Here is a 21683-nt window from a genome sequence, read left to right as displayed (position 1 = left end):
TTACTGCAGCTGCGGCTTCTTGAGGAAGGAGTTGCGGTCGGCCGATTTTACCCGAAGCCAGGTCTCGCGGCCGTCGCGCACCACGCGCAGCGGAATTTCCGCGCCGGCCGGGTTCTGCCAGAGTTTTCGATAGAAGTCGGCGAGACCGTCAACCTCGCCGTCGCGCACGTCGGAGATGATGTCGCCTTGGCGAAGGCCAGCCTTTGCCGCAGGACCACCTTCGGCGACGCTCATCACCACCACCATGCCGTTCGACTCGGCCGAGAAGGCGCCGAGCCACGGGCGCGGCGGCTTGGCGACCTGGCCGCGCTTGATCAGATCGTCGAGGATCGGCGTCAAAAGGTCGATCGGCACGATCATGTTGATGTCGGCGATCTCGCCGGCGCGGCTCATCTGCAGGCGCAGCGAGCCTACGCCGAGCAGCTTGCCGTCACGGTCGAACAGCGCAGCACCACCCCAGGACGGATGCGCCGGTGCGGTGAAGATCGCCTCGTCGATGAGATATTCCCAATAGCCGGCGAATTCCTGCTTGGTGACGATGTGGGCATCGACCTGCTGGCCGATGCCGTCGGCAAGCGTCACAGCGTCGCCGATATTGGCCTTCCTGGCGTTGCCGAACCTGACCGCCGGCAGGCCGAGCGGCGCCAGCGCCTGCACGAGGCCGAAGCCGGTCTCCTGGTCATAGGCCAGCGCATGCGCGGCGACCACGCGGCCATCCTGGTCGGTCAGCCAGACCTCCTCGGCCTCGGTGATGAGATAGCCGATGGTGAGAACCAGCCCGTTGTCGCGGATCACCACGCCGCTGCCCTCGCGGCGCGTGCCCAGCGCATTGGCGGTGAAGGCGTCGTCCGGAACCGTGGCGCGCACGGCCACGACAGAGCGCGAGATTTTTTCGATGGTCATCAATCGATCCTGAATAGCGGGTCTTTTTCCATAAATATGGCCAAAGGGACGCGGTGCAAGGGTTGGCGTCTTCCCTGGGAGGGTCGCTGCGAAAGCAGCGGAGTGGGGCGGCGCCGACCCCCGCCTGGACCTTCGGTCCGACCTCCCCACAAGGGGAGGTGGAGGCTGGCCCAACATTAGTTCAACGAAATTTGAACTTTTTTCTTTGACGCCCGCGCAACCGCACCTAAATCTTGCGTCAACGACCCCCGCATCCGCCCCACAGCAACGAGGCCTCCCGAGATGAACCAGTACAACCCGCCGAAAGTCTGGACCTGGAACAAGCCGAATGGCGGCACCTTCGCCTCCATCAACCGGCCGGTTGCGGGGCCGACGCATGAAAAGGAATTGCCCGTCGGCAAGCATCCGCTGCAGCTCTACTCGCTGGCCACGCCCAACGGCCAGAAGGTCACGATCATGCTGGAGGAGTTGCTGGCGCGCGGCCACAAGGGCGCCGAATATGACGCCTGGCTGATCCGCATCAATGACGGCGACCAGTTCGGCTCAGGCTTCGTCGAGGTCAACCCGAACTCCAAGATCCCGGCGCTGATGGACCGCAGCGAGCCGAAGCCGGTGCGCGTATTCGAGTCGGGCTCGATCCTCACCTATCTGGCGGAAAAATTCGGCGAGTTCCTGCCGACGGAGCGTGCGGCGCGGGCCGAAACCTTCTCATGGCTGTTCTGGCAGATGGGCTCGGCGCCCTATCTCGGCGGCGGCTTCGGGCACTTCTACGCCTATGCGCCGGAAAAGATCGAATACGCCATCGACCGCTTCGCCATGGAAACCAAGCGGCAGATGGACGTGCTGGATCGGCGGCTGGCGGAAAGCGAGTATCTCGCCGGGCCGGACTACACCATCGCCGACATGGCGGTCTGGCCCTGGTATGGCGGGCTCGCCAAGGGCCGCAGCTACAACGATGCCGCGCAGTTCCTCGCCGTGCATGAATACAAGCACGTGCAGCGCTGGGCGGACGCGATCGACGCCAGGCCGGCGGTAAAGCGCGGCCGCATGGTCAACCGTATCTCCGGCGACCCGGCCTACCAGCTGCACGAGCGACACGATGCCAGCGACTTCGAGACAAAGACGCAGGACAGGTTGCAAGCGGCGGAGTGATGAAGATAATCTCCCCCTTGCGGGCCCTTGCGGGGGAGATGGCCGGCAGGCCAGAGGGGGGGTGCTGTCCCACCGGCCTTTCAGCACTTGGCTCTCTGGCTCAGCCAACGCTTCGTCATTGACCCGAGGATCCATGCCGCGACCACTGCCGTAGGGCGGAACGGTGCAGAATTCTGAAATCCCGCAACGCCTCAATGTAACGGCATGGATCCTAGGGTCTGCGCGCGTCGCTTCGCTCCTTGCTTCGCCCTAGGATGACAAAGGTGAAGGGTCTCATTCCTTCACACCCCCTCTGCCCTGCCGGGCATCTCCCTCCTTGCGGGGGAGATAAGCTACCTCCCATACGTATACGTCACTGTCGCCTCACCCAGCGCCTGGCTCTTGGCCGCGACCGACACCATTTCCGGCGATGGATTTTCCGGCGTGCGCAGCTTCGCCTCGCCCAGCGCATAGAGCGTGAAGACATAGTGGTGCATGCCGCTGCCTGGCGGCGGACATGGGCCGAAATAGCCGGCGCGGCCGATGCCGCCGGTGCCGGACACCGTCCCCTTCGGCAGGCGCTTGCCGCCCTTGGAGCCGGCGCCTTCGGCCAGGCCCTTGGCGCTTGCCGGGATGTTCCAGGCCAGCCAATGCCAGAACCCCTTGCCGCCATTGGCATCGGGATCGAACACGGTCAGCGCGTAGCTCTTTGTACCGGCCGGCGGGTCCTTCCAGGCAAGCGCGATCGAGACGCTCTTGCCGCCGCAGCCGGGCTTGTCGCCGAGATATTTTGCGTCCCACTTGCCGTTGGAGACCGACGGGCTGGAGATTTCGAAGGCGGATGCCTGGGTGGCGAAGGCGGCGAAGGCAAGTGCAATCAGGCTGAGGCGCGAAGTCATGGCTGCACTCCTTCTGCTTGGATTGCCCAAAGTCTATCGGAAAGGCGAGCCGGAGCCGAGCAACTTTGCGTGGGGTCGGCAGGCGCCGGAGCTGTCCGATCTCCTCCACGAGGAGGAGATCGGAGGTCGCGGTGTGTCTGCTAGCCTCCAACGCCCATCGCTCTTACTCCGCCGCGTCGCATTCCTCCAACGCCGGCGCCACCAGTCCCTCGACAGCCTCCAGCCACAACCGGTCGACGCGGGCAAGCTTGGCTCCGTCAATCTCGTCGAGGTGCTTCCAGTACATGCCGTGCTCGTAGAAATAGCCGAACTCGCGCTCCAGCGCCTCGGCCGCATCGACCGCCTGGATATCGATCCCGGCGCGCAATTCGGCCCGCATGGCGGCGAGCCGCGATGGCGACAGGTCTCGCATCTCCTCGAAGGTGACCTGGCGGTTGGCCAGAAAAGTATGCGGTTCTTCACGAAATTTTTCAGCCGGAACATCCCTTGGAATGTTCCGTTGGAAATTTAGTCAGCGATGCAAACCAATGGAGATTTCCTGATGATGAAGAAGATTCTCGCAGCTTCCGTGCTCACCCTGGCGCTCGCAACCTCGGGCGCTATGGCTCAGACAGCCGGTGCAAGCGGCGACGCAAGCGGCAGCGTGTCGGGCGGCGTCTCGGGCACGAATGGCGGCGCCTCGGGCAGTGCGACGGGCGGCGCCACCGTCACCACGCCGACAACCCCTGGCACGGATACGACCACCACGAATTCCACGAATTCCATGAATTCCACGAATTCGACGAACCAGCCGGCCGGTATGCAGGACCGCTGCAAGGATACAGGCGCTAACGATACCGACAACAACACGGTCAGCGGCAACACGACCTCGAACATGCAGAACTGCAACAAGTAGCACCGGATCGCCGACACAAAAAAGCCCCGCCGGTGGAAGCCGTCGGGGCTCTTTCGTTGAGGCCTTGAAGGTGGGACTTCGCTGCCTGCCGATCCAGGGGGTGTTGGATCGGTCGCGAACCTAGCCGAAGAATCGGCCGGGCTGTAATCACGCCTGCGCACTACCAATCACGCCTGCGCGAGAAGGAGGTGATAGCCGGCTGTCGATTTCCCCTTGAGGGAAAGAGTGGCTACCTCAACAGCTTAGCCAATCTCGGCACGCCCTCGCCCACCGCGCGGTCGTCGGCCAGCGTGAAGGACATGCGCAGCGTGTTGCGGCCGCTGCCGTCGGCGTAAAAGGCGCTGCCCGGCACGAAGGCGACGCGCGCCTCCTTCACCGAGCGCGCCAGCAATCCGGTGGCATCGGTGCCTTCGGGCAGCGTCAGCCAGACGAACATGCCGCCGTCCGGCCGGCTCCAGGAAATGCCGTCGGGCATGTTTTCCTCGAGCGCACCGAGCAGCGCGTCGCGGCGCCGGCGATAGGCACCGACCAGCTTCTCCACCTGGGCGTCGAAGATGGTCTCGGCAACGCGATGCATGACCATCTGGTTGATCGACGGGCTGTGCAGGTCGGAGGCCTGCTTCATCAGCACCAGCTTTTCCACCACATGGCGCGGCGCGCAGACCCAGCCGACGCGCATGCCTGGCGAAAGGATCTTCGAAAAGGAGCCGCAATAGAGCGTGCGGGCATTGTCGATGCCGCCCGAGCGGGCGCAATCCAGCGCCAGGATCGGCGGCACCGCCTCGCCGTCATAGCGCAGCGCCCGATAGGCGGCGTCCTCGATGACGGCGATGTCGAGCTCGCCGGCGAGGTCGAGCACCGCCTCGCGCTGCTTGCTATCCAGCGTGTTGCCTGTCGGGTTGGCGAAATCCGGCACCAGATAGGCGAATTTCACCTTGCCGCCATTAGCTGCGGCTGCCGCGCGATAGGCCTCCGGCGTCATGTTGCCGCCGGCAATGTTCAGCCGGTCGTAACGCGGCTCGTAGGCGTTGAAGGCCTGCAGCGCGCCGAGATAGGTCGGCCAAGTGACCAGCGCCGTGTCGCCGGGCGACAGAAACAGCTTGCCGAGATAGTCGAGCGCCTGCTGCGAGCCGGAGGTGATGAAGATGTTGGCCTCGTCGCATTGGATGCCGAGCCTGCCCATATGGGCGGCCAACCATTTGCGCAGCGGCAGAAAACCTTCGCTGACCTGGTATTGCAGGGCGGCCCCCGCTTCCGCGCCGCCGAGCACGGCCTGATAGGCGTCGCCGATGGCCTCGGCCGGAAACAGCGAAGCGTCGGGAATACCGCCGGCAAACGAGATGATGTCGGGCTGGTCGAGCAGCTTCAGGAGCTCGCGGATTTCCGAGGCCTTCATGCGCGAGGAGCGCGAGGCCAGAAGATTCAACAGGGTCAAGGCGCACCTCCCGCAGTGCTTCGTGTCAGGGCTCGATAATTTAGGTCAGGTTGGTTGACCTATTATCAGGCCATGTCCGTCGCGTGAATACACAAAACGGCCATGGCGCATCGCCCTGACGACATTTGGCCCACATATTTCATGAATGCTGATGGAGAAGTATCGGGCACGACGGCGGTCCGCTCATCGGGATTGTCGTCATATTAGAATAGGCGCATATTGCCGCAAGCCGAAGCCGTGCTCCGGCTGAACCGCCTGTTGGCCATGGTTGCCCAGGCGGTCCGTGACCAGGTCAAATGTCAGTGAAACAACAAGCACCTCGGTGCTGCTCAAACCATTGAGCAGCCTGAGGCAATGATATTTGGAGGAGATAGCCATGAAGGTCACCATACTGGCAAATTACGAACCCCATGCCGCCAAAGGGCTGATACAGGGATCGAACCGCGAAGCTGCAGTCCAGGCGCTCTTTGAAAGCGTCGGCGGCAGGATGACCAGCCTTATGTTCACGCGCGGCATGTACGACGTCGTCGTCAATGGCGAGGTGCCGGATCAAGTCGCCGGGATGGGCATGGCCCTTGCCGTGCGCGCGAGCGGCTCGTTGAGCGACATGGTCGTCCTCGAAGAACTCGACATGAAGGCGGTGCTCGCGGTCGCCAACAAGGCTGCCGGCGCCTACAAGCCCGCCGGCTGATCGTCCGGCCAGGCAGCACGGGCGGCGCGTTGGTCGTCCCGTGCTGCCGCCATCACGTCACCGCCGGCCGAAGCTTTGCTTTGACGCATGCCCTTATCGCAAAACCGCTGCGCGCTCTTGGGCGACATGCGTTAGAAGGGCAACCGAATCTCATTGTCCGGGACGGAATCGGGCAAGCCGATGTCCTTGCGGATCTCCGGCGGCAGTTCGCTCAGATCGCGCGTCGTCCTGCGGCGCCTGCTCGCCTGCGCGAACGCGGCGCGGATTCGGTTAAGGCTCTTAAACATCGCAACCTCCACAAAGCAGCGGCAGAAATAGCGGCCGCTCTCCGGGCGCCGCTTTTGAGGTGCGTCTGTAACCAGCCGATTGCGCGCAGACGGTGAAATGCTTCACGAACTCGGAGCGGCCTGAAATATTTGTGTGCGACTTAAATTGGGTTTCGACGTCGCGGCATTAGAGGCGAGCGCCAACAGGCGGCGCTGCCCGCTACAACGGGCGCACAAATGCTGATGCCTTGCTTGTTAAGATGGGCGTAAGGCGTATTAGTCCGTACCACCGGAAGGAAGTTGCTGCGCGGTCTGCGCCGAGAGCCGGCCTTTGCGGACGAGCGTCGGCTTAGAATATTCTTTCTTCATGGCGAAATCTCCCCTGCCTGCCGGAAAATGCGGTACGGCTATCGGACTTGTCAAGCAGATCGCAGGCCGGCGGATCGCAGACCGGTGCGGCCGGCGCGATCGACCACCTTCCCGTCCCGCGCCACTTCCCTGCCAGCGCGATACACCGTCCGCTCCTTCGGCACCGCCACCACGGCTTCGGGCACATGCTCGGCCCTGAGCGCGACGAAATCGGCCTTGGCGCCGACGGCGATGCCATAGCCTTCGAGCCCTAACGCCCTGGCGCCGGCATGGCTGACCACGTCGTAAGCCGCTTCCAGCTCGCAATCCTCGTAGAAGCCGGAGCGGTAGCCGATCATGTTGGCGCGGTTCAGCATGTCGCCGTCGCCATAGGGCCACCACGAATCGCGGATGTTGTCGGAGCCGGCAAAGACCGTGATGTCGCCCAGCGCATAGGCGTGGCTGACGGCGACTTTTCCCTGCATGCCCAGTGCCGTGGTCCGCGCGGCGATCTCCTCGATCTCGAACAGGCCGAGCGTGCCGCCGTCATGCAAATGGACATCGATGCCGGCGCCGCGCTTTTCGGCAAGGCCGAAGACGACGTCGAGATGGCCGTTCACATCGCGGTCGAAGTTTGCCGGGTCGAGCCCGCCGATCAGGTCGCAGCCGAGCTTCAAAGCCTCGTCCAGAAGTTCGGCGGTGCCGGCCGACGACTGGATACCGCTTTGCGGGAAGGCGACGAGCTGAATGTCGATCAGCTCGCGATATTTTTCGCGCACGCCAAGGATCGTCTCGACATGCTTCAGTCCGACCGCGGCGTCCACCATGACGTGGCTGCGCATCGCAAGGCTGCCATTGCCGACGCAAAGCTCGAGCTGGCTTTTCGCCCGCTCTTCCATCGGCGCGGCCTGCTCGAGGCTCCGCATCTGGAAGGCGACCCGCTCGCGCACGTCGAAGCCGTTGGTGCAGGGAATGTGCGGGCGCCAGGCATCGTCATAGAAGGAGGTGTCGAGATGGATGTGGCCCTCGACGAAGGCCGGCAGCACGAGCTGGCCAGCGAGGTCGACGGCGCCTGGCGGCGCGCCGGCGGCATTGGCGGCGGGCGTGATGGCGCCGAAGCGGCCGTCGGCGACGGTGAGGTCGGCGAGGGAGCCATCGGCGAGTTTTGCGTTGAGAAACCGGGGCAAGACGCAATCCCTTGGCAATGATGCATCAGTCGTCGTCCCTCGGCAGGCCGAGGTCAATGCGGTTCGGGATAGAAAGTGTTTCGCTGAAGCCCCCCAGATTGGGAGATTGCGGGCTCGATCCCCTCCGCCGCCGTTAACCTTAATTCCATGCGCCGGTGGGGAAGTCCCCGCCCCCCGCCTATTCCGCTATCGCGGAAGTTTCGGCACGAAAAAAACCTGCCATAGTACAGGCTGCGGTACGAGGCCGCCTTGGTCGACGCGGACGCCCAAGCACATCCCCAACAATGTCGCCCCCAACGGCCGCGTCGACCATGTACTGAACGGCGATCTGACCCGGGTCGCCGTTTTGTTTTGGGCCATCACGCCTTTTGCCAGTCACGCCTGGGATTTGGCGTATTCCGCGACCAGCCCGTCATATTCCTCGAAGGCCGGCAGGGCGGCGTAGCTGTGCAGGGCGGGCGTCTCGGCCCACGGCAGCTTCTCGCTGGTCCAGGTCTCGACGAAGGGCGTGAACCAGGCGGGGTCGTCCAGCATGGTCGGGCGCAGGTTGACGAACCAGTCGAGCCCCTCCGGCCGGGTGAACATCCAGCTCATGCAGTAGCCGCAGAAATAGTGTTTCGAAGCGCCGTGCAGGCCGCCGATCACCGGCTCGCCCTTGGTGATCTCGAAGCCATCCGCGGGGATGGCGGCGCTCAGCGAATAGGCGCTCGACGACATCTTCTGGCAGCCGGTGCAATGGCAGACCATGGTGAGCAAAGGCTTGGCGGAGATCCTGAGGCGCACGCGGCTGCAGCGGCAGCCACCTTCGGCAGGCAGGGAGAGGGTTGGCATGGGAGGGCTCCTTGAAGTTTCAAGAACGAATGCCGGCGGGACAGCGCCCCCCTCTGCCCGGCAGGACAGAGGGGCGCGAAGGAACGCGACCTTTTACTTACCCGTCAGCGCCGCCGTGGTCGTCAGCCGCGCGCCCTGCTCGGCGAAGGCTTTGTTGTGCCGGACGATGATGTCGGGCGCTTTCTCCTCCTCAGAATCCAGCGTCGAATGCGCATCAGAAACCACGGTGACGCCGAGGCCCTGGGCAAGAGCGCCTTTCACCGTGGCGGCAACGCAGAAATCGCTCTGGGCGCCGATGAGCACCACGTCGCGAACGCCCTGCCCCGCGACCCACTGCCCGAGCTCGGCGTTGGAGAAGGCATTGCCGACGCTCTTGCCGAAGGTCGGTTCCCCGGCCGCCTGGCCGAGCTGCGGCCATACCGGCCAGCCGGAGGCGCCCGGCGCCAGCGGATCGCCCGCCGGCCCGTCATGGCGCACGAAGGCCACCTTGCGGCCCGTTTGCCGCGCCCAATCGATCAGTTTTCGAGCGCGCTCGGCAATGACGTCGGCATCATGGATCGGCGGATCGAAACGGCCGTCGAACATGCCGGTCTGGAGGTCGATGACGATCAGCGGAGCGGCGGCGGAGGGACTGTCTGGCATGGCGCGAAGATAGCGTGGGTGGGGGATGGGTCAAGGATGGGGAACAGCCGGCAGGCGCTATCCCCGAGTCAGGACTAGCAATCCCCAGTTGAATTTCGAAAGCGCCACAACTACAATGAGCCGAGGGATTGGGGAAAGGCAATGAACGAACAATATACCGTATTCCTGATCGGCGGAGACACGGGCGGCGAGGAGCAAGCGGTGTTCACGCTCGATGATCTGGGGACCAGGTGCCGGCTCACCTGCAGTTATCGGAACAAGGTCATCGAGGCGGAAGAAGACGACTATTTCGAAGCCTTGTGCCAAATCCGCACGCAGCTCGAAGTGGAAGGAATACTGCCCTTTTGCTACGGCGCGAGTTGCAATGGTTTCCCTGAAGGGACGGTGATGGAGATGAGCCGCGGATTGATTGCCTGCAAAGTGAAAATGGGGCAGCCTCCACAGAAAACGGACTTGGTCAACATCTTCGCCGATGGCCACGATGTGGTGCCTGCCTTCGTTCGTCTTCAACAGGAATGTTGGGATGCCTGGCTCGCTTCGTTGCCATCCTGAAGGTCGATATCGCTTTCCGCCCGTCCCAGGAAAATGACACATGGACCCTGATTGGCCTTTTGACGACCCACCAAACGTCGCTGTGTTCACGACGCGTCAGATCATGAGGGGCGAACATGTCGTGGACTATGTCGCTCACGACGATGACGATGGAGCCTGGCAGTTCCTGAACCTCAGCGTCGATTTCGACATGGCCAACGCTGCGCTTGTCGGTCTGTCAGAGATCGTAAAGCGCGATAAAACGCTTCGCGAGCTTTGGGACCTTCCATACGGCTGGTGCGCCTGGCGCGAAGGCAAGGACCGGTCTTGGCATAGGCGAAAAGGAGCCCGAAAGTGGATGACTAGGAGGTACCCTCCAGCAGGGTCGTCATTCTAGGGCGGAGCAAGGAGCGAAGCGACGCGCGCAGACCCTAGAATCCATGCCGTGACGCTTGAGCGCCGCGGCTTTCCAGAACCTGATCATCAGCTCTCCGTGGTTCGGCTCGGCGAGTTGTTCTCGACCGCCGCGTTCTAAGACGGCATGGATTCCCGGGTCTGCGCGTCCGCTTCGCTCCCGCTCCGCCCGAGAATGACGAAGGGATAGGTTGGCGCGCCATCTCTTGCGAGAGGCAGCGCGCCTCAGCCAATCCCGCCCGTCACCACATAAGCGCCGGCGCTCCGTCCATCCGGCAACCTCACGATCGCCGTGACGATCGAGCCGTAAGAACCGCGCCAGACGCTGTGGAAGCCCGCATGCGTCGAGGCCGGCACGGCGATCCGGCCGGTGTAGCGATTGTCATCCGCCTGCATGGCGACCGGCTCGCCGTTGACATGGACCTTGATCACGGCTGCATACGGCCCGGCCTCGCCCGCATCGATCTCCAGCGCGATCGCGATCTCGTCGGTGTCGCCGGCGTGGATTGTCTCGGCGGTGAGGGCCAGCATAGGCGGTGCTTCGCCAGGGCGACCCACTGTGCCCTCGCCCTCCGCTAACACATCATCCGCCAGCGGCGGCGTGCGCGGCGGGAGGGTACGGCGCTTGGTGGCGCGCTCGTAGTCCCCGGCAAGCCGCAGCAGCGCCACGTCGTCATAGGCCTTGCCGGCGAAGGTCAAGCCCACCGGCATGCCGATATCGGCCATGGTGCCCATCGGCACCGTCACCGTCGGGATGCCGAGATGGCGCCAGACCAGGTTGCCGTTGGCGACCCAGGTGCCGTTGCGCCAGGCAAGGTCGGCAGAGGCCTCGTTGATGTCGGCATCGGCCGGGCCGACATCGCCGACGACGGGCAGCACCACGGCGTCGAGGCCGTTGGCGTCGAGCCATTCCTCGAAGTCGACGCGGCGTGTTGCCTCCAGCCCCTTCAGCCCATCCGCGATGGTGGGGATTGCCTCGAGCGGCGTCACGCCGTTCTTCGCCCGCTCGACATAGTCCGCCAGGTCGAAGCCGTCGTCGCCATAGCGATCGGGCAGCGTGCCCGGGGGCTGCGGGAAGATCTTCGGGCCATCGACCGAGGCGAGATCGGGGAGCGCGGGATCGGCGTTGGCGCGCAGGAAATCGTCCCACGACCAGATGGACAGATCCCAGATCTCGCGGCTTGCAAATTCCTCCGGCACCAGGCCGCGATCGACCATGGATAGCGCGCCGGGGCGGTCGCGCTCGTAATTGGAGACGACGGGGAAATCGACCTCGACCACCTCGGCGCCGAGCGCTTCGAGGTCGCGCGCCGCCTGCCGCCAGAGATCGAGCACCGAGGCGCGCGTCTCGATCGGCTGGTCCGCGCCCGCGTCTTTGCCGATATACATTTTCGGCACGCCGAGCCGCTTGCCCTTGAGCGCGCCTCGCAGGGGAAGCCCGGTATAGCTCGCCGGCCTCAGCGCCGATGCCTTCGGGATCGAAACCCAGGGCTGCACGCGCCAGAAATCGCCGCGCGTGTCTTCATCGTCGGCGACGATGACGTCGAGCAGCTCCAGCATGTCGGGGATGGTGCGCGTGTGCGGCACCACCACATCCATGGTCGGCACCAGCGGCCAGTTGCCGCGCACCGAGATCACGCCGCACGACGGCGTATAGGCGACCAGCGCGTTGTTGGAGGCCGGCGCGCGGCCGGACGACCAGGTTTCTTCGCCCAGTCCGAAAGCGGCGAAGGACGCGGCGGTCGCCGTGCCCGAGCCGTTGGACGAGCCGGAGCCGAAGGCGGCAGTGAGATAATCCTTGTTGTAGGGACTTTCGGCGCGGCCATAGACGCCGCGCTGCATGCCGCCATTGGCCATCGGCGGCATGTTGGTGAGGCCGAGGAGCACCGCGCCCGCGGCGCGCAGCCGGGCAATGGTGAAGGCGTCCTCCGCGGCGACAAGATGCTCGAAGGCCGGCGAGCCGGCCGCCACCGTCAGACCCTTCACCTTGTAGCTGTCCTTGGCGGTGTAGGGGATGCCGTCGAGCGGACCGAGAGTTTTGCCCTCGCGGCGGCGCCGGTCGGACGCGGCCGCCTCCTCGAACATCCTTGGATTGAAGATGGGCACGGCGTTCAGCACTATGCCGTGCCGGTCGTAATGGGCGATGCGCCGCAGATAAGCGCCGGTGAGCTCGACGCTGGTGACGGTGCCGTCTTCAAGCGCGCGGCGCAGGTCGGCGATCGAGGCTTCGACTATATTCATGGCTTGGCGAACCTTGTCAGCAATCAGGCGTCCGGCGACGGCGTAATCGCGAAGGCCGCGTTCCGTCACACCCCCCTCTGCCCTGCCGGGCATCTCCCCCGCAAGGGGGGAGATTGGCTATCGCGCAGGCTTTCGCCAATCGCCGGCGTTTGAGAGGACGCCGTCGCCGAAGCTGCTGATCTCCCCCCAAGTGGGGGAGATGGCCGGCAGGCCAGAGGGGGGCGCTGTCCCGCCAACGATTCAGATGATCGAACAGGTGCTACTTCGGTGTTTTGACTTGCGTTCGATCCACCAGTCGTTCTGCCAATCTTCATAGCCGAGAAGCGAGCCCTCCATCCGTTCGAGAGCTTCGTTCCAGCCGGTTTTGGCGAACACTTTCAACAACAGCAGAAACGCGTCTATCCGCCACTCCTCCCCGGGGAGTGAGAAGAAGGCGCGCCGCCAGCCTTGGAAGTCGGGGAAACCGGCGTGCTCGGCTTCGGTGAAGGGAGTATCGATGATACAGCGCACCAACCGGCCCGAGTGCACAAACGGATCGAAGCGAGCCAGCGTTTCCGACAGCCATTCCGCCGGGTAGGCGTCATGAAAGACTGCCAGCGGCTTGCGGCCTTCCAGCATCAGCGGCAGCTCGAAATTCGTATGAACGAGATACGGGGCGTCACGGATCGGATGCCAGGACTCGATGCGGTTGAGCCTCAGGCTCGCCAGGTGGAATGCATCTCGCGCCCAGTCGCTCGAGGTCTTCCGGATCCAAATGCCATGAACCTGATAGCTGTGGACTGTCGCATGCCAGAACAGCGCCAAGCTCTTCCAGGTCCGAGACGCGAATTTGGGCCTCGGCAACCGCCGAACCGGTCGCAGGGTCGATCTCCTGCAGGACAAAATAGATGGATTCGGCAGTGTTGCTCACATGGCGACGATGGCTGCTCCGACAATACTTGTACAGGCTTTCGTCAGACAGGCCGCGTTCCTTCGCGCCCCCCTCTGCCCTGCCGGGCATCTCCCCCACTTGGGGGGAGATTATGCGCTCAGCTGTTTTCGCTAATCGCCAGCGTCGCACTCACTCCGGCGCCCCGGCAAACAGCACCTTCCCATCCCCGCCCGCCGCCGGCCAGTCGCGGATGGTGCGGTCGATGCCGCCGGTCAAAAGCGTGCCGTCGGCGGCGAAGGCGACCGCATAGAGCGGGCCGGTGCCGGGATCGAACTCGGCGATCTCGGCGCCCGTATCCATATTCCAGATCCGCGCCGTGCCGTCGAGCGAGACGGAGCCGAGCCGTTTGCCGTCGGCCGATAGGGCGAGCGCATAGACGGTGCCGGAATGGCCGTCGAAGCGGCGGACCTCCTTGAAGGTGTCGAGGTCCCAGAGCTTGATCGTGTAGTCGCCGCTGCCGGTCACCGCGTGGTGCCCGTCGGCGAGGAAGACCGCGCCATAGGCGCCGCGATCGTGACCGTGCCAGCTGCGCAGCTGCTTGCCCGCAAGAATGTCCCAGAGCTTCAGTTCGCCATCGATGCTGCCCGTCAGCGCCCTGCTGCCATCAGGCGAGATGGCGACGGAGCTCACCGACCAACCGTGGCCCGGCAGCACATGCAGCACCGTGCCTTTCTGCAAATCCCAGATGACGACGGAACCGGTGTCGTGGCCGCTGACGGCGCGCTTGCCGTCCGGGCTGACCTTCAGTTGCCTGACGCCGCCGTTCGCTCCGGACGAGAAGACGTGCAGCACCGCGCCATCCGAAAGCTGGCGCAGCACGATCTCGCCGTCGTCGCCCGCGGTGAGCGCGCTTCTGCCGTCGGGCATGAACAGCGCGCTGCGCGCCATGTCCTTGTGCTGGCCAAGATCGCGGATCAGCCGCTTGCCGTCGATATCCCAGAGCTTGATCACGCGATCGGTGCTGGCGCTCATGATCTCGTGGCCGTCGGCCGACACCGCCAGCCAGACGACGGCATCGCGGTGGCCTTCCGGCGCAGTCGGCGGCGCCGGAGGCGCTGGCGGAGGCGGGGCCAGCGTCTGCGGCGGTGTGGCCGGCGCAAGCGCTGTCTGCTGGGCCGGAGTTGTCGGAGGCTGCGCCGGGGCGGCGGGCTGCGGCGGAGCGGCCACCGGCTCGAACTGCTCGGCCGTGGGCGCCGGCGCGACAGGCGCCCGCCACGGGCCGAACTGGTCGGCGACAATGACGACAAGGGCAATGAGCGGCACGGCAAGCGCAATGCGGCGCAGCCGCGGGCGCCCGGCCGGCACGGTTCCAGCGTCGCGGCCGAACAGAGGCGTTGCCGGATCATGCCTTGCCGCCGCCGGCAGCAGGCCGGCAAGGAACGAAAGTCCGGCGAGAATCGAAAGCATGCCCGCCGCGCCGAAGATCCCGGCGCTCGTCGTGGCCGGGGGCTTGCCGCCCAGCGCCAGATAGAGCTTGGCGAAGCGGGCGAAGCCGACGACGAGCGTCGCCAGCGCCAACAGCCTGTCGGTCGATCTTTTCATCGGCATCCCCCAGGCGCCGGTCCCGGCCCAACGGCGGAAGGCGCATCGGCCATCCTAGCCGAGCTTTTCGCCGGGGCTAAGTGCAAGACATCACACGAAGAAAGATAAACGTGCTTTGGCGCGACGTGACTTCTCCAATCCAGCCGCCTGCCGAATTCGGCTTTGCTCATCCGGCTGGCCAATATCCCGATGCTCAGAACCGAAGCGTGATGTCTTTCGCTCCATAAACAGGCGATCCGTGAGCAGAAAGCCACACTCCCCAAGAATAACAAGCTCAACTGCCCGCGCTGGTTGACAGCAAACGGTCTTATGACATTATCCGCCGGGGATTTTTCAGGAGAGCCATAGCATGAAGAAGATTTACGAGAAGCCTGTGTTGGTCCGCAAAGGCAAGCTTTCGATGGTCACCGGAGGTCCTTCGGCAGTGGTGGATTGATCCGGGAACCCGGTCTGATCCTATATTCGGAAGCCAGCTGTGCTCATGGCTTTGCTGCGACGCTAGCAAGCAGACTTTTTTGTCAGCATGTAAACGGGGGAATTCAATCATGAAGAAGACTTACGAGAGGCCCACCGTGGCCCGCAGAGGTAAACTTTCGGCGGTTACGGCAAACGCTCCGGTTTCAACGACCTCACCACCATCCACAACCTGATCGGCCCACACCGGAAAATCCGGATAGGCGAATATTCCAGACAGGCGGGTTCGTGTCGGCTTATAGTTTGGCATTGGGTCGAATCATGAAGAAGACTTACGAGAAGCCGGCCCTTGTCCGGAAAGGTAAGCTTTCCGCTGTCACGGCAGTCAACGGCGCTGGTTCAGGCCCTGTCGTCGGACCCGGCTCCTTGTGATCGGTTTTCCCCCGTTTCTTGACGCGCTGCAGCTGAGGCAGTTGGCAATCGATCTCGCCTTGGCGACCGCGAGCAATCTGATCGGCGTTGGACAGTTCCGGCTGACCTGGGATCAGCGCACCAATACCAGTCTGTCTAGCACAGCTTGCCAGTAGTGCTTCGTGGAGATGCGCACGCGGGTCACCGCCTTCAGCATTGGTGCGTAGTGGATTGGTGCCAACGCTGAGAGCGCAATCTCGTCGCTGGCGACCAATTCGTCGCCAAGCCAGCTTTCGACCAATGCCACCTCACCTTCCGAAGCCAGCCATGCGGCGGTGAGCATCACCGAATGAAAGCCGAAGGGAACCTTTCTGGCAAACTCCGCCGGATGTCCGCTGCTTGTATAGGCGACATGGCCTAGCGAAAGATTGCCATTAAGATAGCCCTCGCTGTTCTTGACGTACTGGCTTGTCAGGGCGTTGAAGTTGCGCCATTCGAGACCGGCATGACCGGAAGGGATTTTTTGGAAGGGAAGGACGGTGACGGCCTCGAAGCCGATCGTTTCGAGCGCTGCGTCGGCTGCGATCGCATCCGGCCGCAAAAACCCCAAATCGGTTGGATAAGGCGAGAGCGCAAGGCGCCGGTCGAGACCCGACCTAGAGATCGCCAGTGTGTCGGCATCGGCATTTAGACCGACAAGGAAATCGCCGGGCAGAAGCTCTCTGGTCTCCAGCTGTCTGCCCTTGCCCAGCACCGAAAGCGTCGCATCGGCCTCCGTGATGCCGCGCACGAAGCGCGCGGGTGAGAGGCCCACCATCGCGGGCAGGTCTTCCCCCACTAGACCAGCAGGCGAACCCGACAGTTTGCTGAGCCGCAGCGACTGCTCCTCGTTGCCGGTGCTCACACGCCAGCCTTTCGGCACCGAGACAGAAAACCGGTAAGTTCCAACCCTGCGCAGCACCGCCCGATGCTTTTTTGCCGACATCACAAAATTGGCAAACCCGCCATTGTTGGTGCGCACAGCGGCCAGGAACGCGCCATTGTCGTCGAAAGCCCGCACCACGATGCCGCCCATCGGCCGGTCGGTCTTTCCAAATTTGCCGTCGCCGTCGACGTCCATGAAGACGAAAGAAGAATAGTTGAGCGCTCCGCGTCCGCTGCCCCAGGCGGTGCGGGGCGCATAGTCGCCGGCCGGATTGGGATTGCCACGAGCCCTGCGGCGCTTGCGCCGCCAGCGCAAAGCGAGCGCGATGAGGGCAATAGCGCCGGCGATGACAAGGACGGAGATGAAGAGGACGAGGGCGTTGTCAGCCACGGCGGGGATGCGTTGGCTGGAGAACAATATTCAAGCTGAAAAGCATAAAGTCCGACCCCCCTCGTAGTCCTGCGAAAGCTAACGCGGGCCGTCGTTGCTGCACAGCCATTATTTGCAAGGGACAGGCGCTCACCTAACCTTCTCCCTTTTGTGGAAGAAGGTCAGGTCGCCAACTCCACCCACACCGGCGCATGGTCGCTGGCGTTTTCCTCGCCACGAACCTCCCGATCGATGCCCGCCTCTTTCAGCTTCCGCACCAGCTTCTTCGACAACAGAATGTGGTCGAGCCGTAAGCCGGCGTCGCGCGGCCAGCGGTTCCGGCGGTAGTCCCAGAATGTGTAGAGCTTCTCCTCCTTCGGGAAGACCTTCCGCAACGCATCCGTCCAGCCCTGATCGATCAGAGCCGCAAAGGAAGCGCGGCTTTCAGGCTGCACCAGCGCGTTGTCGTCATAGGAGCGGGTGGCGTAGATGTCGCGCGGCTCGGGCACGACGTTGAAATCGCCGGCGAGCACGACCGGCAGCCCGGTGTCGAACAATTCGCTCGCATGGGCCGCCAAGCGCCGGTGCCAGGCGAGCTTGTAGGTGAACTTGGGCCCCGGCTGCGGGTTGCCGTTTGGCGCGTAGAGGCAGGCAATCACGACGCCATTGACCGCCGCCTCGATGTAGCGCGCCTGGCGGTCGGCGGCGTCGCCGGGCAGCGCGTCACGTGTCAGCACCGGCTCGGCGCCGCGAGCCAGGATGGCGACGCCGTTCCAGGTCGGCTCACCCCTCCACACCGCGCCATAACCGGCCTTCGCCAACCGGGTCAGCGGAAACTGCGTGTCGCGGGATTTCAGTTCCTGCAGGCAGACGACGTCCGGTTTTGCCTTGGCGAGCCAGGCCAAAAGGTTTTCCAGCCGGCTGTTGATGTTGTTGATGTTGAAGGTGGCGAGTTTCATGTTTGGAAGCCGAAAGCGCCCCCCGCTTCGTCATCCTCGGGCTTGACCGGCTTGACCCGGGGATCCACTCCGTGACGCATGCCCAAGAATGCGGCGGGGCAGAATTCTGAACCGTTGCAACGCCTTAACATTACGGAATGGATCCTAGGGTCTACGCGCGTCGCTTCGCTCCTTGCTCCGCCCTAGGATGACGAAGTTGATGGCTCCGCCCAGGCCTTCACCGTCTCCGCCACCGTCTTCAGGTGATCCGCCACCGAAAAACCCGACACCGCCTTGCGGGGCTTGAGATCGTGGTCGCCGTCCTCCAGCCAGACCACCTCTATTGCCGCGGACAGGCCGTAGGTCGCGACCTCGTCCTTGGTGCCGAACTCGTCGCGCGTGCCCTGGAAGATCAGCGTCGGCGTCTTCAGGTCGGCGAGATGTTTTGTCCGCAGTTGCTCCGGCTTTCCGGGCGGATGGAAGGGGTAGCCCAGACAAACCAGCCCGGCGATCTCGCCCTTGGCAAACATCTCGTCGGCCACCATCGAGGCGACGCGCCCGCCCATCGACTTGCCGCCTATGATGAGCTTGCCGGTCACGCCCTTGGCGCGCAGATCGACGATCGCCTTCACATATTCCGGGTTCACCGTCTCGGCGCGCGGCGGCGGCTTGCGATGGCCGTAGCGGCGCGCGGCCATGTAATGGAACTCGAAGCGCGCGACGCGGAAGCCGGCCGCGGCAAGAGCCTTCGCGGTGACGGCCATTGAGGCCGAGTCCATCGGCGCTCCGGCGCCATGCGCGAGCAGGATGGTGACAGGGGCGGAGTCGGGGCCGTCGAAGAGGAAGGTGGTCATCGGGTGGGCTTTCCGGAGAGGTCGCACTCCGTCCCACCCCCCTCTGCCCTGCCGGGCATCTCCCCCGCAAGGGGCAGGGGAATCGCATATGGCGATTTTCTTGGTTTTCCAGGTACTTGGCCGGGTGCCGGGAAAATCGTCGACGCTGGCAGTTCGCGGTTTGATTCTGGTCCGTTCTCGGTCCGATTCCGTCTCAATACAGCGACCGAACGCCCGCAGATTTGTCTTGCGACGGCTAAACCGTTGCAAAGACTCGGCAATTCCATATGCGATTGCCCTGCCGCAAGGGGGGAGATTGGCAGCTTTGGCACCACGCCTAACCTCCTACGCTGGCGATTGGCGAAAGCGGACGCGACGGCTGATCTCCCCCCTTGCGGGGGAGATGGCCGGCAGGCCAGAGGGGGGTGCTCAGGCGCGAACATCTCGCTCGCCAGCCATGTGCAAATCCACGAACTGGATCCCCTTCTGCGCCAGCCTTGCCCATTCGGACTCCGCGTCGATCTCCAGATAGCGCGCCCACAGCCGGCGGGCTTCGGCCAGATTGCCGGCGTCGAACTCCAGCCGGGCGAGGTTGAACACCGGGTCGGCATAGGCCTTGTCGAGCGCGATCGCCTTCTGCAGGTGCCGCCGCGCCGAGGCGACCTTGCCTTCGTCGCTCACCAAGCCGGCGAGGTTGAACCAGGCCTCGACGAAGCCGGGATCGAGCTTTATCGCGCGGGCATAATCATGCGCGGCTTCCGCTGCGCGGCCGGCGCTGCGCAGGCAGTTGGCGCGGTTGAAGGCGGCGATGGCGTCTTTCGGATCGATCGCCATACAGCGCTGGTAGAGCGCTGCGGCCTCGTCGTGCCGCCCCTCCTCTTCCGCGGCTTCCGCCTCAGCGAACATTTCCTCCAGCGTGTCGTCTTCCGGTGAGCCCAGATCGAAGAGAAGCTGGCCGTCGAGCTCGCTGCGGCCCTCGTCGAGATAGATCGCGTCCGGCCGGCCATGCTGCGAACCGAGATTGAGCGACTTGGCGGTGAGCGAGGCGACCGGGCCGGAGCGATGCACCGAGCGCGCGATCGCGCCCCATGTCGCGCCGCTGGCAATCAGCCCGGCATATTTTCTGGCCAGGATCAGGTCGCGGAAGGAATAGGGTTCGCCGTCATGCTCGAAGGCATCGAACAGCGACAGCATGTCAAAATCCGGGGCGGCAAGCCGCGACTGGTCGATCAGCGATTGCCTGGACAGCGACGACGCCTGAGGCGCCTTCAACAGGCCGAGCAAGCGCAGGAAGCCGTTTTCGCTGACCAGTTCGCGCCCGGCTTCTCGCTCAGCCTGCACGCGGCGCTCGATGTCGGCATCGCCCGTTCTTGCCGTGCTCGCCTTGGCCAGCAGCGTGCGGCCGAACACGACATGGGTCGTGCGGCGGGTGACGCCGCGCCTCAACTCGGCATGGCGGCGCTCGACCTCGCGCGCGGCGAGCCTGAGCGGAAACGCGGCCAGCGGGCCGACGGCGCCGAAGACGGCGCCGGGGAGGATCACCGGCCCTCCCGTCACTTCTTGCTCTTGCCGACGGCTTTCAACAGGTTCGCTTTCAGCGGGTTCTCAGGCGCGCCGCCGCCGGCGGCGGCCTTCTGGGCGGGCTTGGCCGGCGCCTCCTCGGCCTTGCTCTTCGACCTGGCCGGCGGCTTGGCCGATTGCGACAGGCTCGCCTTCAGAGCATCCATCAAGTTGATGACATTGCCGCGTTCGGGCGCCGCCGCGATGATCGGCTTGTGGCCCTTCAGCTTCTCGCGGATCATCCCCATCAGCGCCACCTCGTAGCGATCCTCGTAGTTCTTCGGATCGAACGCGGTTTCCTTCTGCTTGATCAGCGCTTCGGCGAGTTGAAGCATTTCGGGGTCCGGCTTGGCATCGGGAATGTTGCCGAAATATTCTGCCGTTCCGCGCACTTCGTTGGGATTCCTCAAGGTGCAGACGAACATGCCGTTCTGGCGCGGGCCGATCGTCACCACGCGCTCGCGGCTGGAAAGGACCAGGCGGGCGATCGCCAGCTTGCCGGATTTGCGCATCGCTTCCCGCAGCACCGCGAAGGTCTCCTCGGCCATGGCGCCGTCCGGGGCAAGGTAGTAGGGCGAGTCCTGGTAGATGACGTCGACCTCGCTCTCGTCGACGAAGGCCTCGATGTTCATCGTGTGGTTGGATTCGATCCGGACCGCGTCGAGGTCGGCATCATCGATGATGATGTACTGCTTGTCCTCATATTCGTAGCCTCTGACCAGATCCGAGCGCTCGACCAGGCCAAGCTCGGGGTCGACCGGCTTCATGTTGATGCGGTTGTGGGTCTTCTTGTGCAACTGGTTGAACGAGATGCGTTCGCTCGCGCTGGTGGCCGGATAAAGCCGGACCGGACAGCTGACGAGGCTGAGCTTGAGGTAACCTTTCCAACTTGCCCTGGGCGCCATGATGAACTCCTACGCGGCCATGCACTGACTTCTTGGTTTGAGCATGACCTGGTCCGAAAACCGGTTCCCACTTTTCGGGTTCATGCTCTTTGCAGCGCTTTCGTCCGAAGGACGGTTGGCGCTCTGGAAATCCTACACCGACCCCTAACCTTACAGCCGAATTCCTAGCGAAGTGTTCTTTGGGGGCGGGTTGGCGCGGAGAATAATTCAAATTGTAGGAAGCGTCGATGGAGATGGAGCTGAGACGCTGGCGGGACAGCACCCCCCTCTGTCCTGCCGGACATCTCCCCCGCAAGGGGGGAGATTGGCAGCCTGGGCGACAGCGCCTTTTTTTCAACGTTGGTGATTGGCGAAAGCCGATGCGTGTCCAGCCGATAGATGGGTAACACTTTGAACCGGATACATGGGTTACAGTTTTCCCCCTGAGTTGCTGTCCGCCGC

At 63.9% G+C, this 21683-nt stretch carries 21 protein-coding genes; 4 read left to right on the top strand and 17 right to left on the bottom strand.

The window, feature by feature from the left end; all coding sequences use genetic code 11:
* The gene (locus tag CK220_RS30340) at positions 1 to 903 is read right to left on the bottom strand and encodes a S1C family serine protease (protein WP_095815037.1); all 903 of its coding nucleotides are present in this window, start codon (positions 901 to 903) and stop codon (positions 1 to 3) included.
* A 282-nt stretch (positions 904 to 1185) separates the two neighbouring features.
* Here CK220_RS30340 and yghU point away from each other — a divergent pair, with 282 nt between their 5' ends.
* A complete protein-coding gene (yghU, locus tag CK220_RS30335) occupies positions 1186 to 2055 on the top strand; it encodes a glutathione-dependent disulfide-bond oxidoreductase (RefSeq protein ID WP_095815036.1) in 870 nt (289 codons plus the stop codon).
* A 332-nt stretch (positions 2056 to 2387) separates the two neighbouring features.
* Here yghU and CK220_RS30330 read toward each other — a convergent pair whose 3' ends face one another.
* Positions 2388 to 2933: a YbhB/YbcL family Raf kinase inhibitor-like protein gene (locus CK220_RS30330; protein ID WP_095815035.1), complete on the bottom strand. Its 546-nt coding sequence runs from the start codon at positions 2931 to 2933 to the stop codon at positions 2388 to 2390.
* A gap of 163 nt (positions 2934 to 3096) precedes the next feature.
* Positions 3097 to 3345, bottom strand: a complete 249-nt coding sequence (locus CK220_RS30325; protein WP_095815034.1) for a hypothetical protein — start codon at positions 3343 to 3345, stop codon at positions 3097 to 3099.
* Positions 3346 to 3474: 129 nt separating this feature from the next.
* Here CK220_RS30325 and CK220_RS30320 point away from each other — a divergent pair, with 129 nt between their 5' ends.
* Complete coding sequence (locus CK220_RS30320; protein WP_095815047.1) at positions 3475 to 3828, top strand: hypothetical protein; 354 nt, start codon at positions 3475 to 3477, stop codon at positions 3826 to 3828.
* A 229-nt stretch (positions 3829 to 4057) separates the two neighbouring features.
* Here the strand turns inward: CK220_RS30320 and CK220_RS30315 are convergent, their stop codons facing one another.
* Together CK220_RS30315 and CK220_RS30310 are read right to left on the bottom strand one after the other, a co-directional pair.
* Positions 4058 to 5224 (bottom strand): PLP-dependent aminotransferase family protein, encoded by a 1167-nt coding sequence (locus CK220_RS30315; protein WP_176479265.1) that lies wholly within the window; start codon positions 5222 to 5224, stop codon positions 4058 to 4060.
* Between the two features lie 237 nt (positions 5225 to 5461).
* Positions 5462 to 5641: a hypothetical protein gene (locus CK220_RS30310; protein WP_095815032.1), complete on the bottom strand. Its 180-nt coding sequence runs from the start codon at positions 5639 to 5641 to the stop codon at positions 5462 to 5464.
* Here CK220_RS30310 and CK220_RS30305 point away from each other — a divergent pair.
* Positions 5640 to 5954 carry a GYD domain-containing protein gene (locus tag CK220_RS30305; RefSeq protein ID WP_095815031.1) on the top strand — a complete coding sequence of 105 codons (315 nt, stop codon included), beginning with the start codon at positions 5640 to 5642 and terminating at the stop codon, positions 5952 to 5954. The two genes, CK220_RS30310 and CK220_RS30305, sit on opposite strands and share 2 nt — an antisense overlap.
* Before the next feature lie 131 nt (positions 5955 to 6085).
* On the opposite strand, the gene CK220_RS30300 is transcribed toward CK220_RS30305, so the two are convergent.
* The 4 genes from CK220_RS30300 to CK220_RS30280 form a co-directional block, all read right to left on the bottom strand.
* Positions 6086 to 6241, bottom strand: a complete 156-nt coding sequence (locus CK220_RS30300; RefSeq protein WP_095815030.1) for a DUF1127 domain-containing protein — start codon at positions 6239 to 6241, stop codon at positions 6086 to 6088.
* 398 nt (positions 6242 to 6639) lie between these two features.
* Positions 6640 to 7755 carry an amidohydrolase family protein gene (locus CK220_RS30290; RefSeq protein WP_095815028.1) on the bottom strand — a complete coding sequence of 372 codons (1116 nt, stop codon included), beginning with the start codon at positions 7753 to 7755 and terminating at the stop codon, positions 6640 to 6642.
* A gap of 375 nt (positions 7756 to 8130) precedes the next feature.
* Positions 8131 to 8586: a GFA family protein gene (locus tag CK220_RS30285; protein ID WP_095815027.1), complete on the bottom strand. Its 456-nt coding sequence runs from the start codon at positions 8584 to 8586 to the stop codon at positions 8131 to 8133.
* Between the two features lie 93 nt (positions 8587 to 8679).
* The gene (locus CK220_RS30280; RefSeq protein ID WP_095815026.1) at positions 8680 to 9228 is read right to left on the bottom strand and encodes an isochorismatase family protein; all 549 of its coding nucleotides are present in this window, start codon (positions 9226 to 9228) and stop codon (positions 8680 to 8682) included.
* A gap of 141 nt (positions 9229 to 9369) precedes the next feature.
* Between CK220_RS30280 and CK220_RS30275 the strand changes: the two genes are divergently transcribed.
* Complete coding sequence (locus CK220_RS30275; protein ID WP_095815025.1) at positions 9370 to 9780, top strand: hypothetical protein; 411 nt, start codon at positions 9370 to 9372, stop codon at positions 9778 to 9780.
* A gap of 618 nt (positions 9781 to 10398) precedes the next feature.
* Here the strand turns inward: CK220_RS30275 and CK220_RS30265 are convergent.
* The 8 genes from CK220_RS30265 to CK220_RS30215 all read right to left on the bottom strand — a co-directional run bounded on the left by CK220_RS30265 (position 10399) and on the right by CK220_RS30215 (position 21242).
* On the bottom strand, positions 10399 to 12414 hold the full coding sequence (locus tag CK220_RS30265; RefSeq protein WP_095815046.1) for an amidase: 2016 nt from the start codon (positions 12412 to 12414) through the stop codon (positions 10399 to 10401).
* A 240-nt stretch (positions 12415 to 12654) separates the two neighbouring features.
* A complete protein-coding gene (locus CK220_RS30255) occupies positions 12655 to 13218 on the bottom strand; it encodes a hypothetical protein (protein ID WP_245429468.1) in 564 nt (187 codons plus the stop codon).
* Between the two features lie 256 nt (positions 13219 to 13474).
* Positions 13475 to 14887 carry a WD40 repeat domain-containing protein gene (locus CK220_RS30250; RefSeq protein WP_095815044.1) on the bottom strand — a complete coding sequence of 471 codons (1413 nt, stop codon included), beginning with the start codon at positions 14885 to 14887 and terminating at the stop codon, positions 13475 to 13477.
* Positions 14888 to 15845: 958 nt separating this feature from the next.
* Positions 15846 to 16952, bottom strand: a complete 1107-nt coding sequence (locus CK220_RS30235) for a hypothetical protein (RefSeq protein ID WP_245429467.1) — start codon at positions 16950 to 16952, stop codon at positions 15846 to 15848.
* Between the two features lie 236 nt (positions 16953 to 17188).
* Positions 17189 to 17965 carry an exodeoxyribonuclease III gene (locus tag CK220_RS30230; RefSeq protein WP_095815021.1) on the bottom strand — a complete coding sequence of 259 codons (777 nt, stop codon included), beginning with the start codon at positions 17963 to 17965 and terminating at the stop codon, positions 17189 to 17191.
* A 182-nt stretch (positions 17966 to 18147) separates the two neighbouring features.
* Positions 18148 to 18798 carry an alpha/beta fold hydrolase gene (locus CK220_RS30225; protein ID WP_095815020.1) on the bottom strand — a complete coding sequence of 217 codons (651 nt, stop codon included), beginning with the start codon at positions 18796 to 18798 and terminating at the stop codon, positions 18148 to 18150.
* Positions 18799 to 19206: 408 nt separating this feature from the next.
* Positions 19207 to 20319: a tetratricopeptide repeat protein gene (locus CK220_RS30220; protein ID WP_095815043.1), complete on the bottom strand. Its 1113-nt coding sequence runs from the start codon at positions 20317 to 20319 to the stop codon at positions 19207 to 19209.
* Positions 20320 to 20330: 11 nt separating this feature from the next.
* Positions 20331 to 21242 (bottom strand): Ku protein, encoded by a 912-nt coding sequence (locus CK220_RS30215; protein WP_095815019.1) that lies wholly within the window; start codon positions 21240 to 21242, stop codon positions 20331 to 20333.
* Positions 21243 to 21683 lie beyond the last annotated feature (441 nt).

This window comes from Mesorhizobium sp. WSM3860 (assembly GCF_002294995.1).
Classification (GTDB): Bacteria; Pseudomonadota; Alphaproteobacteria; order Rhizobiales; family Rhizobiaceae; genus Mesorhizobium.
The sequence above is the reverse complement of the archived record's forward strand: the minus strand, read 5'-3'. Positions and strand labels throughout refer to the sequence as shown.